This window comes from Phaeobacter sp. JH20_26 (genome assembly GCF_048056275.1).
GTDB lineage: Bacteria > Pseudomonadota > Alphaproteobacteria > Rhodobacterales > Rhodobacteraceae > Phaeobacter > Phaeobacter bryozoorum.
This window is the reverse complement of the sequence record NZ_JAYMWL010000013.1, coordinates 1005708-1019443: the sequence shown is the minus strand read 5'-3', so window position 1 is coordinate 1019443 and position 13736 is coordinate 1005708. Positions and strand designations below refer to the sequence as shown.

The following is a 13736-nucleotide window of genomic DNA, read 5'->3' as shown; positions in this document are numbered from 1 at the left end:
GGGCGCTGGCGCCGGGTGCATCGCTTGGTCGCTGTGACGGGGCTTTGGTCAATGCCCGTCGGCCCGGTTCCTGCTGCGGGGGCAGGGGTCTCCGGCCTACTCCGCAGCGATCGAGCTGCCCGAATCCGACGGCTTTGAGGGACCTGTCTGCGCGGCAGGGTTGCGTGGCGCCTGCTCTGCGGCGGAGGCGACACAGACCTGGTTGCGGCCTTTCGCTTTTGCATCGTAGAGCGCCTCGTCGGAGGCGCGCAGCAGGTCCTGTGGCATCGTGCCGTGGCGCGGGTAATGGGCCACGCCAAGCGAGATCGAAATCCCGGGCAGCGCCTTCTCGCCGTAGCGGACGACAATCGCCTCCACGGCCTGGCGCAGCAGCTCGGCCTTGGTCATCACATCCTGCTGGCTGACCCCGGGAAGGATCAGCGTGAATTCCTCTCCGCCCGGACGGCAGGCCACTTCATCGCCGTCACAGGCCTGTTCCAGCACCGAACCGACCGCCCGCAGGACCATGTCACCGGCATCATGGCCGTGATTGTCATTGAACTTCTTGAAATGATCCACATCCACCGCAATCAGGCTCAGCGGTGTGCCGCTTTTCTGGCTGCTGGAGATGCTCTTGCGCAGGGTCTCCGTCATGTGGCGACGGTTGAACAGACCGGTCAGCGGATCACGCACCGACTGATCATGCAGCTGGTCGCGCATCCGCACATTGGCGATCGCCATGGAGATCTGTTCGGCGCACATCTGGGCCAGTTTCTTGCTGCTGCGGAACTCTTCGGTGGCGTCGCTCAGCGCGCGCAGATGCATCAGGCCGACGGTCTCGCCATGGGCCAGAATCGGGAAACAGTAATAGGCGCGGCCGTCATGCGGCTCGGCATGTTCGCAGACAAAATCAATCTCGGAGGAGCCGAATTCATAGCTGCGGCCGCGACGCAGACCCCAGCATTCTTCCGGGTGGATATGGTCCTTGTGACTGCCGCCATTCCAGCTGGCACAGCCGTCAAGCACATCGCGCGAGTTGGAGTAGACATAGACGCTGCCCTCGGCCGTCGGCAGGATATGGGTCATGAAACGGGCCACCATGTCGAACAGCTCGTCGAGCGAACGGCTGGATTGCAGCCATTCGTTCAGCTCGCCCAGCAGCTGCACTTCACGGGCCAGCCGCAGCTGCTCGTCCAGGATCTCGCGCTCCGTCTCGTTGCGCTGGCGCAGCTGATTCATGCGGAATCGGTTCGATTTGAACACGACATAAACAGCAATCGTCATTGCCAGCAGCGCAATGGATGTCAGCACGATCAGCGACAGTCGCACCCGGTTGATGAAGATATTCCGCAGCTCGGTGATATCGGTATAGAAATCAATCGCACCGTCGAAATGCCCGTTATGAATAAGGGGCATGTATACCTGTGCGATCTCCCGCGTGACCTCGCTGTTGTAGTTGCCGGTTGCCAGGGTCAGCCCGTCGACGTCATAGGCGGGCAAGGCATCGTGCATATAGTAGACCTCACCTTTGGCGACCTTGGTGGTGAAAAAGACATTTGCCTCAAACTCGCCGATTTCATCGCTGCGCGAGGACCAGAAAATTTCGCCCGAGCTGGTCAGCAGGCGATAGCGGTAGACATCGGTTTCCTCGGTGAACAGCGCCAGCATATGGGCGTCATGCGGCTGGATGATGCCCTCCTCGAACGACTCCTCCGGGTTTGCCATATGCAGGACGATCCGCCGCTGCCAGAGTTCCGCCTGTTTGCGGATGTCGGCTTCCAGCATGTGATCGACGATGGGGGTTGGCACCGCAAAAACGGCCCAGACCGAGGCGGCCGCGGCCACAACCAGCACGAAAAGGAGTGACATGCTGCGGGTTCTCTCCGCGACGCTGGTTTTGAGATCAGGTTTCATGGTGCCGTCTGCCGTCCGATTGAGAGTGCCCTCACGGCGCTATGGCCGCTGGTCCATGCTGGTCGGTTGAGTTTTCAATTGTGTTAATCGTTAACCTAAATTCCGGTGTCTCGGGATTTAAACTACTGAAGATTTTCGGGATTTGCTCGGTTGACCTGTTGCAGATGTCTGCGGAACAGACTGTGAACGCCCTCTTTCCGCCGGGATTGAATCACGTTAATGTCCTGCCCATGAGCAGTTTTGACGATATCGACCCCTATGAGGGGATTTCGCTGTCCGCGCGGGCCATGGCGGCGCGGCCGATGCCCTATCTTGACGGGCTGAACCCCGCACAGCGCGCCGCCGTCGAATGTCTGGAAGGGCCCGTACTGATGCTGGCAGGGGCCGGCACCGGCAAGACCAAGGCGCTGACTGCGCGGATTGTCCATCTGCTGACCACCGGCACGGCCAAACCAAACGAGATCCTTGCTGTGACCTTCACCAACAAGGCCGCGCGCGAGATGAAGGAGCGCGTCGCCGGAATGCTGGGGCAGGCGGTTGAGGGGATGCCCTGGCTCGGAACCTTCCACTCGATCTGCGTGAAACTGCTGCGCCGTCACGCCGAACTGGTCGGGCTGAAATCCAATTTCACCATTCTGGACACCGACGATCAGATCCGGCTGCTGAAACAGCTGATCAAGGCCGAAGGCATAGATGACAAACGCTGGCCTGCGCGGATGCTGGCGGGGGTGATCGACGATTGGAAAAACCGCGCGCTGACGCCTTCCCGGGTGCCGGTCGCGGATGCCAGCGCCTATAATCACCGTGGCGTGGACCTCTATGCGCAGTATCAGGTGCGGCTGAAGGATCTGAATGCGGTCGATTTCGGCGATCTTCTGCTGCATATGGTCACCATCTTTCAGGACAACCCGGATGTGCTGGAACAATACCAGCGCTGGTTCCGGTTTATCATGGTGGACGAATATCAGGATACCAACGTGGCCCAGTATCTCTGGCTGCGGCTTCTCGCGGGCGCGCATAAGAACATCTGCTGCGTTGGTGACGACGATCAGTCGATCTATGGTTGGCGCGGGGCCGAGGTGGGCAATATCCTGCGGTTTGAAAAGGATTTTCCCGGCGCCAATGTGGTCCGGCTGGAACAGAACTACCGCTCGACCGAACATATTCTCAGCGCCGCCTCCGGGGTGATCCGGGGCAACAGCGGACGTCTGGGCAAGGAACTCTGGACCGAGGCACGCGGCGGCGAGAAGGTGCGTCTGATCGGCCATTGGGACGGCGAGGAGGAGGCCCGCTGGATCGGCGAGGAGATCGAGGCGATGCAGCGCGGCACCCGTGGCCTTGCCCCCATCGACCTCAACGATATGGCGATTCTGGTGCGGGCCTCGCATCAGATGCGCGCGTTTGAAGACCGCTTTCTGACCATTGGTCTGCCGTACCGGGTCATCGGCGGGCCGCGCTTCTACGAGCGGCTCGAAATTCGCGATGCCATGGCCTATTTCCGGCTGGTGGTCAGCCCGGAGGACGATCTGGCGTTTGAGCGGATCGTCAATACCCCCAAACGTGGTCTTGGCGACAAGGCGCAGCAGACCATCCAGACCATGGCGCGCAGCAATGGCGTCTCATTGGTCGAGGGCGCGCGGCTTGCGGTGGAGAGCGGCCAGATCAAGGGCAAGGGCGGCAATGCCCTGCGCCAGCTGGTCACCGATCTTTCCCGCTGGGGACGTCTGGCGGGCGACGCCGACATGACCCATATGGAGCTGGCCGAAACCATCCTCGACGAGAGCGGCTACACCACCATGTGGCAGACCGACAAGAACCCGGATTCGCCGGGCCGTCTGGAAAACCTCAAGGAACTGGTCAAGGCGCTGGAGGCGTTTGAAAACCTGCAGGGCTTCCTCGAACATGTCAGCCTGATCATGGACAATGACAAACAGGATGCGGCGCAGAAGGTCTCCATCATGACGCTGCACGCCGCCAAGGGGTTGGAATTTCCTGCTGTTTTCCTGCCGGGCTGGGAGGATGGTCTCTTTCCCTCGCAGCGCTCGATGGACGAAAGCGGCCTGAAGGGCCTCGAGGAAGAACGCCGTCTGGCCTATGTCGGTATCACGCGGGCCGAGGACATCTGCACGATCTCCTTTGCCGGCAATCGCCGTGTCTTTGGTCAGTGGCAATCGCAGCTGCCCTCCCGTTTCATTGATGAGCTGCCCGAAGAACATGTCGAGGTGCTGACCCCGCCCGGTCTCTACGGCGGCGGCTACGGCGCGGCGGCTCCGGGCGGTTTCGGGGGCGTGCGCTCCACGATTGAGGATCGCATGGCCTCTGCCGATGGGTACAACTCACCGGGCTGGAAACGCATGCAGTCCCGCGCCGGAGAGCGTGGTCTGTCCCAGCCCAAGGAAAGCAAGTCCAGCGTCATCGACCTCACCGCCACCTCCGCCTTCACTGCCGGTGAACGGGTGTTCCACCAGAAATTCGGCTATGGCGCGATCACCGCGATCGAGGGGGACAAGCTGGAAGTCGCATTCGAGAAGGCCGGCACGAAGAAGGTTGTCGCCCGTTTCGTCACCGCAGCAGAGGACGTGCCGTTCTGACCGCGCCGACTGCGGGTCTGATCCAGCACCGATAGATCCCCGCCATCGGCAGGCGGGCACCAGCTCGGGCGTCGGCAGTTTGCCGGCGCCTTTTTTGCGTCCTGTCATCAATGGCAGGCGCTGCCGATCAGGCAATCAGGCACAAAAAAACGGCGGTGCCAGGGAGGAGGAGGGCACCGCCGTTCTGTACAACACCATACCATCAGGGAGGAGGAGGCATGGTGTATCAGGGTCCGGCTATGACGCCGGTATAGGGTGCGGTGACATCAGGGAGGAGGAGGATGTCACCGCGATAGCAGGCTCCCAAGGGAGGAGGAGAAGAGAGCCTGATCTCTTTATTTCGTGCCGTATGCGGCCTCATAGGCGACGCTGCGCAGCATGGAGCGGCTCAGCCCCAGGTCAGCCAGCTCGCGACCGGAGAGCGTCGACAGCTCATCCATGGTCTGGCGATACAGGCGGTAGCGTGCAATCTTGCCTTTCAGCTCGTCGAACATGGCGCGCGGGCTGAAGGCCAGAGCGCCTTTGCGGGTTGTGATATTGTCAACAGCGGCCATCGGTGTTGTCCTTAACGTCTATGAATGTCTGGCCGTTCCCGGCCTCTCTTGGCCTCATAAATATGATAATGCTGCGCACGCACAATCCCTGAAAGGGGCATTTCTGCTATGCAGCAAATGCATGGGTTTCCTTGCGGAAACCGGGTTGATCTTGCCGAGGTATGCGCCAATCGGTGTGCTGATGCCTAAATTCGCGGCAGGCGGCAAACGGGCAGGCTACAGGCCGCGCGCAGATTGGGGCCGACCGAGAGCCTGTACAGGGTCCGATGCGGTCTTGGGCTTGTCGGCCGCAGGTCTTATATGGCGGGTAACCAACAGGAGACAGGCCATGACCCCCACCCAGGATGAGATTCGCGACGCCCTTGCGCGGCTGCAACTGCCCGATGGCGGAACGCTGGTCTCGCGCGACATGCTGCGCGCGCTGATGGTGGAGGGAGGTCGCGTCAGCTTCGTGATCGAGGCGCCCAGCCCGCAGATCGCCGCCCAGATGGAGCCGCTGCGCCGCGCTGCCGAGGCAACCGTTCTGGCGCTGCCGGGGGTGGAGAGCGTCTCCGCGGCACTAACCGCCCACTCCGATGCCGCCGCGCGGCCCGCGCCGACCCTGAAACTGGGCGGCCACCCCAAGCCGCAGCAGGGGCCGCTGAAACCCAGCGGGGTGAAACGCATTCTCGCCGTGGGATCGGGCAAGGGCGGCGTGGGTAAATCCACCGTCAGCGCCAATCTCGCCGTGGCGCTCACCCGGCAGGGGCGCAAGGTGGGCCTGCTCGACGCTGACATATATGGACCCAGCCAGCCACGTATGATGGGGGCGAGCGGCCGCCCCGCCAGCCCTGACGGCAAGATCATCGAACCGCTGCACGCCCATGGCGTCACGCTGATGTCGATCGGCTTCATGGTTGACGAGGCCAAGGCGGTGGTCTGGCGCGGCCCGATGCTGATGGGCGCGCTTCAGCAGATGCTGGGGCAGGTGAACTGGGGGGAACTTGACGTGCTGATCGTCGATCTGCCGCCCGGCACCGGCGATGTGCAGCTGACCTTGTGCACCAAGGCCGAGCTGTCCGGTGCCATCGTGGTCTCCACCCCGCAGGATGTGGCGCTGCTGGATGCGCGCAAGGCGATTGACATGTTCAACACCCTGAAAACACCGGTGCTGGGCCTGATCGAAAACATGTCCTTCTTTGCCTGCCCGGATTGTGGCGGCGAACATCACATCTTTGGTCACGGAGGGGTTGCTGCCGAGGCTGAGCGCATCGGGGTGCCCTTGCTCGGGGCGCTGCCGATTGATCTTGAGACCCGGCTGGCCGGTGACAATGGCACTCCCATCGCTGCCGGTGACGGTCTGATGGCCGAGGCCTATGCAAAAATGGCCGAAGGTCTGATCCGCGGCGGCATGGCCTAGATCGCGAAGCTGAAACGCTCCCGGCGCTGCTGGGAAATCATGGGCCGCGTGGGAATTGATGGGCCATGTGGGAAATTATGGGCGGCGTCGAGACATTTTGGCCCGCTTTCCCGAATCACTGTGCTGTTCTGGCGTGATTTTCAGGCGATATCGCCCGGATCACGGGAATTGCCCCGGTCCAACTGCCACATGCGCCCGTGAACGAAATGTGAACATTCTGATTCTCCAGACTCGCTCTCAAAATTTCTGGGAAATCATGGCACTTTTTCCAAAACAGATGTGACCCTACATATAGTGGCCTTTATGGTGACTTAATCTACCACTGGGCGCATCTGCGATTCTTTCCCGTAGAATCGGCGCGTCGTTATCTAGATGTTCAGATGTGGTCCATAAAAAACAGTTGTCGCCCACGTATTCCCATAGTATCCCTAGTTCATCGAATGAGACGAAGAGCAGGGGCACCAAACGACCCCAACCAAGACTACTAAGAAGCAGGTTTCATACAGGCCTTCGCTTTCATCGAAAATAGAGAGATCCGGCGCGCGAGCGAGCAGACATCCCCCCAGGTGGCGCGCGCAGTCGGACACCCCGCAAGTCGGGACAAGGAGGCGGGTTGATCAGTGGCAGCAGATCAGCCCGCCCCTTTTGCTTCTGGGGATAGCTTCGGCACGAGGGACGCTGAAAAAAGGGACGATAGATTGGGCCGTAGGTTCAGAGGTGAAAGCCACCACAAGGTGGATACAAAGGGGCGGGTCTCGATTCCGGCCTCCTTTCGCCGTGTTCTGGAAGCGGGTGACCCCAACTGGCAATCCGGCAGCAACCCCGAACTGGTCATCGTCTATGGTGACCACCGCCGCAATTTCCTGGAATGCTACACGATGGAGGCGATCGAGGAAGTCGACGCCAAAATCGACGCCTTGCCGCGCGGCTCGATGCCGCGCAAGATGTTGCAGCGCATGTTCCACGGTCAGTCCTTCCCGACCACCGTTGATGAAACCGGGCGGCTGGTGCTGCCCGCCAAGCTGCGCAACAAGATCAATCTGGAGGCCGAGGCGTTCTTCATCGCCGCCGGCGACACCTTCCAGATCTGGAAGCCTGAAACCTATGAAGAGGAAGAACTGGCAAAATCCGAGGAGTGGCTGGACGATCTGCCCGAGGACTTTGACCCGGCGGAATTCCTCGATGGCGCCGGAGGCGCTTGATCCATGACAACGGACCGCCCAACCTCAACCGGTCCTCACGTACCGGTCCTTCTGCGTCCGCTGCTGAAAGCCGTGGCGCCGGTTTCCGGGCGCTGGCTTGATGGCACCTTCGGGGCCGGGGGCTACAGCCGGGGCCTGCTGGAGGCGGGGGCCGATCACGTGATCGGCGTTGATCGCGATCCGCTGGCCTTTGAAATGGCTGAAAGCTGGATCGGCGACTATGCCGGCCGCCTGACCCTGCAACAGGGGGTGTTCTCCCGCATGGATGAATATGCGCAGGATCTCGACGGCGTCGTCCTCGATCTTGGCGTCTCCTCCATGCAGCTGGATCTGGCCGAACGCGGCTTTTCCTTCATGCGCGACGGGCCGCTGGATATGCGGATGTCGCAGGATGGCCCCTCTGCCGCCGATCTGGTCGCGGAACTGGACGAGGCGGCGCTGGCCGATATCCTGTTCCTCTTTGGCGAGGAACGCGCCAGCCGCCGTATTGCCCGCGCCATCGTGAAGGCCCGCACCGAGGCGCCGATCACCACGACACTCCAGCTCGCCGGAATCATCGAGAGCTGCCTGCCGCGCTCCAAACCCGGCCAGTCACATCCGGCAACCCGCAGTTTTCAGGGTCTGCGCATCGCGGTGAACGCCGAATATGAAGAGCTGTTCGAGGGGCTGCTGGCCGCCGAACGCGCGCTGAAACCCGGCGGCCTCCTGGCGGTTGTGACCTTCCATTCCATCGAAGATCGCATGGTCAAACGCTTCTTCCAGCATCGCGCGGGCAAAACCGGTCGCGCCAACCGCTACGCCCCCGAGGTCGAGGAAACGCCGTCGCAATTCACGCTGGTCACCCGCAAGGCCGTCGGGCCGGACGATCAGGAGCTGGCGGACAACCCGCGCTCCCGCTCCGCCCGGCTGCGCGTCGGTCGCCGCACCGGGGCCGCGCCGATTGCGATCAGCGCCAAGGATATTGGCATGCCGCAGCTGAAACAGGCGCAGGCAAGAGAGAAACGCTGATGAAGACCCTGCTTTATATCGCCACCTGTCTCGCCGTCTTTGGGCTGGCTTTCTGGGCCTACCGCGAGAATTACACCACCCAGCAGGTACTGAAGGAAACCCGCAGCCTGCAACGCCAGATCGGCGCATCGCAGGTCCGGCTCAGCGTGCTGCGCGCCGAATGGGCCTATCTCAACCGTCCCGACCGGCTGCGCGAACTGGCGGAACTCAATTTTGATCGCCTCAGCCTGCTGCCGCTGCGCCCGGAACAGTTTGGCCGCGTGGATGAGGTCGCCTATCCGCCGCAGGAGGATGAGCTGCTGGATTTCACCAATGGGGTTGAGGTTTCCTCGCTTGGGGCCAATGGGCAGACCGCAACGGGGACACAGCCATGATCCGCACGCCGCTACGCCCGCTGGCGCGGATCCTGACCGCGCGCGCGCGGGGCGAGAACCCGGATGCAATCGAACGCGAAAACCTGCGCCAGCGCCACGCCGAGATGCAGGCCCATGCCCGCCAGCGCGCCGAGGGGCGGCTGCTGGTTCTGGGCATGTTCTTCCTCTGCGCTTTCACCGCGATTGGCGCCCGTATGGCAACGCTGGCCACCTCGGAGCCGGTCGAACCGGTCGCCAGTGCGCCGGGCAGCGCCATTGCCATGCAGCGCGCCGATATCGTCGACCGCAAGGGCCGCATGCTGGCAACCAACTTCGAGACCCATTCGCTCTATGCCCAGCCACCGCAGATGGTCGACCCGGAAGGGGCGGCGCGGCGTCTGGTGGAGATTTTCCCCGATCTGGAGCTGGAACGCCTGCTGAAGGATTTTTCCGGCAAGCGTAAGTTCATCTGGATCAAGAAAAAAATCAGCCCCGAACAGAAACAGGCCGTCCATGACATCGGCGATCCGGGGCTGCTGTTTGGTCCGCGCGAAATGCGTCTTTACCCCAATGGCAGCCTGGCGGCCCATGTGCTGGGCGGCGCCGGTTTCGGCAAGGAAGGCGTCAGCGCCGCCGAGGTGATCGGTGTTGCCGGGGTCGAAAAACAGTTCGACGACTACCTGCGCGACCCGGCCAACGGCGGGCGGCCCTTGCAGCTCTCGCTGGATCTGACGGTGCAGGCGGCATCCGAGCGGGTGCTTTTCGGCGGCATGAAGCTGATGAACGCCAAAGGCGCCACCTCGATCCTGATGGATGTTCACACCGGCGAGGTGATTTCGGTGGTGTCGCTGCCGGATTTCGATCCCAATGACCGCCCACGTCCGCCGACCTCCGGTTTCGATCCCTCCGACAGCCCGTTGTTCAACCGCGCGGTGCAGGGGGTCTATGAACTCGGCTCGACCTTCAAGATTTTCACCGCAGCTCAGGCCGTTGATCTGGGGCTGGTGAATTCCGAGACCATTATCGACACCTCCGGTCCAATGCGGATCGGGCGCTTTCCGATTGGCGAGTTCCACAACAAGAACTACGGCAAGCTGAGTGTCGCCGATATCATCGTCAACAGCTCCAACCGGGGCACCGGGCGCCTGGCGCTGCAGATCGGTGCCCAGCGGCAGCAGGATTTCCTGCGCGCCATGGGGATGTTTGATCCGACGCCGATCGAAATCGCCGAGGCCGCAGGCGGTAAGCCGCTCAAACCCAGCAAATGGGGCGAGCTGAGCACGGTGACGATTTCCTATGGGCACGGGCTGTCCACCAGCCCGATGCATCTGGCGGCCGGTTATGCGGCCATCGCCAATGGCGGCCAATATGTCAGCCCCACCATCCTGCGCCAGAAGGGGCCGCAGCTGGGCCACCGGGTGATGTCGGCTGAGGCGGCCCGTCAGGCCCGCGCCATGCTGCGCAAGGTGGTGACCAGCGGCACCGCTTCCTTTGGCGAGGTTCCGGGTTATCAGGTGGGCGGCAAGACCGGCACCGCCGATAAACCCAAACCACGCGGCGGCTATTACGAAAGCAAGGTCATCGCCACCTTCGCCGCGATGTTCCCGGCCCATGATCCGAAATATGTGCTGGTGGTGACGCTGGATGAACCCTCGGTCATCGCCCATGGCGAGGAGCGCCGCACCGCAGGCTGGACCGCTGTGCCCGTCGCTGGCGAAATGATCGGTCGGATCGCGCCGCTGCTTGGCCTCAGACCGCAAGTTGAACCGGATGAGATGGCTGCTATAACCCTCACCTCAAACTGATCAGGTGGGGTTGCTATGGGCACCATTGAAAACCGTCCTCTTAGCCAGCTGGGGCTGACCGCTCGCGGCGGTGTCGATCCGACGATCCATGGCATTGCCGTGGACAGCCGCAAGGTGGTCGAAGGGGGGCTGTTTGCAGCCCTTCCGGGCAGTCAGGTGCATGGCGCCAAATTTGTGCCCGCCGCTCTCGGCAATGGGGCGGCTGCGATTCTCACCGATGCGACAGGCGCGTCGATTGCGGCGGAGCTGCTGCGCGAGTCGACCGTGGCGCTGGTGGTGGTCGAAGACCCGCGTCAGGCGCTGGCCTATGCCTCGGCGCTGTGGTTCGGCGCACAGCCCGAAACCATGGTGGCAGTGACCGGCACCAATGGCAAAACCTCGGTGGCGAGCTTTGTACGCCAGATCTGGGTGGAGCTGGGCCATAAGGCGGTGAACCTCGGCACCACGGGGGTTGAGGGCGCCTGGAGCCATCCGCTCAACCACACCACCCCGGAGCCGGTTACCCTGCATGACGCGCTGGCAAAAGCGGCGGCGGCGGGGGTTACCCATGCCGCAATGGAGGCCTCCTCGCATGGGCTGGATCAGCGGCGTCTGGATGGTGTGCATCTGGCGGCGGCGGGGTTCACCAATTTCACCCAGGACCACCTCGATTACCACGAGACGTTTGAGGCATATTTCGCCGCCAAGGCGGGCCTGTTCCGCCGGGTGCTGCCCGATGATGGCGTGGCCGTCATCAACATGGACGACCCGCGCGGCGCCGAGATGCGGGCGGTCGCCGCTGCGCGCGGGCATGAGGTGATATCGGTCGGGCGCGGTCTCGGTGATCTGAGCCTTGTCGGTGCGCGTTATGACGCCTCGGGGCAGGACATGCGCTTTACCTGGCACGACCGGCCCTATCAGGCGCGGCTCAACCTTATTGGCGGCTTTCAGGCGGAGAATATCCTTTTGGCCTGCGGTCTGGTGATTGCAAGCGGCGAGGACCCGGATGCGGTCTTTGCGACGCTGCCGCATTTGCAGACCGTGCGCGGCCGGATGCAACTGGCGGCCACGCGCGAAAATGGCGCGACGGTTTTTGTGGATTACGCCCATACGCCTGATGCCGTGGCCACCGCGATCAAGGCACTGCGCCCGCATGTGCTGGGCCGGCTGGTCGCCATTGTTGGTGCCGGTGGTGATCGCGATGCCGCCAAACGCCCGCTGATGGGGCAGGCGGCGCAGGACAATGCCGATCTGGTGATCGTGACCGATGACAACCCCCGCAGCGAGGACCCGGCCGTGATCCGCGCCGCCGTCAAGGGCGGCGCGCCGGATGCGATGGAAGTTGGCGACCGGGCCGAGGCGATCCTGCGCGGCGTTGATGCGCTGGGGGCGGGTGACGCGCTGCTGATCTGCGGCAAGGGCCATGAAACCGGCCAGATCGTTGGCACTGATGTTTTGCCCTTTGATGATGTGGAGCAGGCCAGCATGGCGGTCGCGGCTCTGGACGGGAGGTTGGTATGAGCCTTTGGACAGCTGAGGAGGCGGCAGCGGCCACCGGTGGTCAGGCGATTGGCGACTGGAGCGTGAATGGCATCTCCATCGACACCCGCAGCATTGCGGCGGGCGATCTCTTTGTGGCGCTGAAGGCGGCGCGCGATGGCCATGACTTCGTGGCGCAGGCGCTGGAGAAAGGCGCTGGTGCGGCGCTGGTCTCGCGCAGGCCCGAGGGCGTCGGTGAAGATGCGCCGCTGTTGCTGGTGAATGACGTGCAGGCCGGGCTGGAGGCTCTGGGCCGGGCAGGTCGTGCGCGCACGGATGCACGGGTGATTGCCGTCACCGGATCGGTCGGCAAGACCTCGACCAAGGAAATGCTGGCGCGGATGCTGTCCGATCAGGGGCGCACCCATGCGGCTGTTGCCAGCTATAACAACCATTGGGGCGTGCCGCTGACGCTGGCGCGGATGCCGCGGGACACCGAATTTGCCGTCATCGAGATCGGCATGAATCACCCCGGTGAAATCAGCCCGCTTGCCAAGCAGGCGCGTCCGCATGTGGCGATGGTCACCACCGTGGCGCCGGTGCATCTGGAGGCCTTTGACGGGATCGAGGGCATCGCCGCCGAAAAAGCCGCCATCATCGACGGGCTGGAGCCGGGCGGTGTTGCGGTGCTGAACGCCGATATTGCCGAGGCTCCGATCCTGCACTCCGTTGCCGAGGAGGCTGCGCGCCCTGCGCAGTGGTTTGGCACCGGTCAGGGGCCGATCGTGCCGGGCTATCGCCTGACCGAAACCGCCTCACGCGGGGATGAGACAGAGGCCGAGGTCACGCTGCCGGATGGGCAGCGATATCGCCTGAATATCCAGTCGCTTGGCGCCCATTTTGCGATGAACGCGCTTGGCGCGCTGGCCTGTCTGGCGGCGCTGGATCTGGATCTGGCCAAGGCCGTGCAAAGCCTGTCGCTCTGGTCGCCGGTCACCGGGCGCGGGGCGCGTGAAACCGTGACGCTTGGCGCGGGGCGGGGCGAGATCCTGCTGCTGGATGACAGTTACAACGCCAATCCGACCTCGGTCGCGGCGGCGCTGGCGGTTCTGGCCGCGACCCCCTGCGCGGGACGGCGGATTGCCTATCTGGGCGATATGAAGGAGCTGGGACCGCAGGAGGCCGAGCTGCACGCGGCCCTCGCCGATCTGCCCGCGATGGCGGATCTCGATGTGGTGCATTGCATCGGCCCGCTGATGGGGGCGCTCCATGCGGCGTTGCCTGCGAACAAACGCGGTGGTCACTATGCCAGCAGCGGTGATGTGCAGGCGGATCTGGCGGGTCAGATCGCGGCGGGGGATGTGGTTCTGGCCAAGGGATCGCTCAGCATGGCGCTGGCCAAGGTTGTTGACGGCATCCGCGAATTGGGCCATGGCGAGGCCACTTTCTGAACTTTGACGAACTGAGGACCGG

At 63.1% G+C, this 13736-nt stretch carries 10 protein-coding genes; 8 read left to right on the top strand and 2 right to left on the bottom strand.

What is annotated here, in order from left to right:
* Positions 1–96: 96 nt before the first annotated feature.
* The gene (locus tag VWY60_RS10660; protein ID WP_416540444.1) at positions 97–1893 is read right to left on the bottom strand and encodes a diguanylate cyclase; all 1797 of its coding nucleotides are present in this window, start codon (positions 1891–1893) and stop codon (positions 97–99) included.
* Between the two features lie 230 nt (positions 1894–2123).
* On the opposite strand from VWY60_RS10660, the gene VWY60_RS10655 reads away from it, so the two are divergent.
* Positions 2124–4484, top strand: a complete 2361-nt coding sequence (locus VWY60_RS10655) for an ATP-dependent helicase (RefSeq protein ID WP_416540443.1) — start codon at positions 2124–2126, stop codon at positions 4482–4484.
* A gap of 335 nt (positions 4485–4819) precedes the next feature.
* Here VWY60_RS10655 and VWY60_RS10650 read toward each other — a convergent pair whose 3' ends face one another.
* Positions 4820–5038, bottom strand: coding sequence for a DUF1127 domain-containing protein (locus tag VWY60_RS10650; protein WP_340545031.1), 219 nt, complete (start codon positions 5036–5038; stop codon positions 4820–4822).
* Positions 5039–5366: 328 nt separating this feature from the next.
* On the opposite strand from VWY60_RS10650, the gene VWY60_RS10645 reads away from it, so the two are divergent.
* The 7 genes from VWY60_RS10645 (at position 5367) to VWY60_RS10615 (ending at position 13714) form a co-directional block, all read left to right on the top strand.
* Positions 5367–6437: an Mrp/NBP35 family ATP-binding protein gene (locus tag VWY60_RS10645; protein ID WP_340545032.1), complete on the top strand. Its 1071-nt coding sequence runs from the start codon at positions 5367–5369 to the stop codon at positions 6435–6437.
* A 698-nt stretch (positions 6438–7135) separates the two neighbouring features.
* Entirely contained in the window at positions 7136–7639 is a 504-nt protein-coding gene (mraZ, locus tag VWY60_RS10640; RefSeq protein ID WP_340545033.1) for a division/cell wall cluster transcriptional repressor MraZ, read from the top strand.
* Positions 7640–7642: 3 nt separating this feature from the next.
* Positions 7643–8647, top strand: coding sequence for a 16S rRNA (cytosine(1402)-N(4))-methyltransferase RsmH (gene rsmH / locus VWY60_RS10635; protein WP_416540442.1), 1005 nt, complete (start codon positions 7643–7645; stop codon positions 8645–8647).
* Positions 8647–9021, top strand: coding sequence for a cell division protein FtsL (ftsL, locus tag VWY60_RS10630; protein ID WP_014874069.1), 375 nt, complete (start codon positions 8647–8649; stop codon positions 9019–9021). Before rsmH ends, ftsL begins: the two co-directional genes overlap by 1 nt.
* On the top strand, positions 9018–10805 hold the full coding sequence (locus VWY60_RS10625; protein WP_416540441.1) for a peptidoglycan D,D-transpeptidase FtsI family protein: 1788 nt from the start codon (positions 9018–9020) through the stop codon (positions 10803–10805). Before ftsL ends, VWY60_RS10625 begins: the two co-directional genes overlap by 4 nt.
* Positions 10806–10820: 15 nt before the next feature.
* Positions 10821–12305, top strand: a complete 1485-nt coding sequence (locus tag VWY60_RS10620) for a UDP-N-acetylmuramoyl-L-alanyl-D-glutamate--2,6-diaminopimelate ligase (RefSeq protein ID WP_416540440.1) — start codon at positions 10821–10823, stop codon at positions 12303–12305.
* The gene (locus tag VWY60_RS10615; RefSeq protein ID WP_416540439.1) at positions 12302–13714 is read left to right on the top strand and encodes a UDP-N-acetylmuramoyl-tripeptide--D-alanyl-D-alanine ligase; all 1413 of its coding nucleotides are present in this window, start codon (positions 12302–12304) and stop codon (positions 13712–13714) included. Before VWY60_RS10620 ends, VWY60_RS10615 begins: the two co-directional genes overlap by 4 nt.
* Positions 13715–13736: the final 22 nt, after the last annotated feature.

Coding starts and splice junctions, on each gene's coding strand:
- VWY60_RS10660 (WP_416540444.1), bottom strand. CDS start 1,893: ATGAAACCTGATCTCAAAACCAGCGTCGCGGAGAGAACCCGCAGCATG.
- VWY60_RS10655 (WP_416540443.1), top strand. CDS start 2,124: ATGAGCAGTTTTGACGATATCGACCCCTATGAGGGGATTTCGCTGTCC.
- VWY60_RS10650 (WP_340545031.1), bottom strand. CDS start 5,038: ATGGCCGCTGTTGACAATATCACAACCCGCAAAGGCGCTCTGGCCTTC.
- VWY60_RS10645 (WP_340545032.1), top strand. CDS start 5,367: ATGACCCCCACCCAGGATGAGATTCGCGACGCCCTTGCGCGGCTGCAA.
- rsmH (WP_416540442.1), top strand. CDS start 7,643: ATGACAACGGACCGCCCAACCTCAACCGGTCCTCACGTACCGGTCCTT.
- ftsL (WP_014874069.1), top strand. CDS start 8,647: ATGAAGACCCTGCTTTATATCGCCACCTGTCTCGCCGTCTTTGGGCTG.
- VWY60_RS10625 (WP_416540441.1), top strand. CDS start 9,018: ATGATCCGCACGCCGCTACGCCCGCTGGCGCGGATCCTGACCGCGCGC.
- VWY60_RS10620 (WP_416540440.1), top strand. CDS start 10,821: ATGGGCACCATTGAAAACCGTCCTCTTAGCCAGCTGGGGCTGACCGCT.
- VWY60_RS10615 (WP_416540439.1), top strand. CDS start 12,302: ATGAGCCTTTGGACAGCTGAGGAGGCGGCAGCGGCCACCGGTGGTCAG.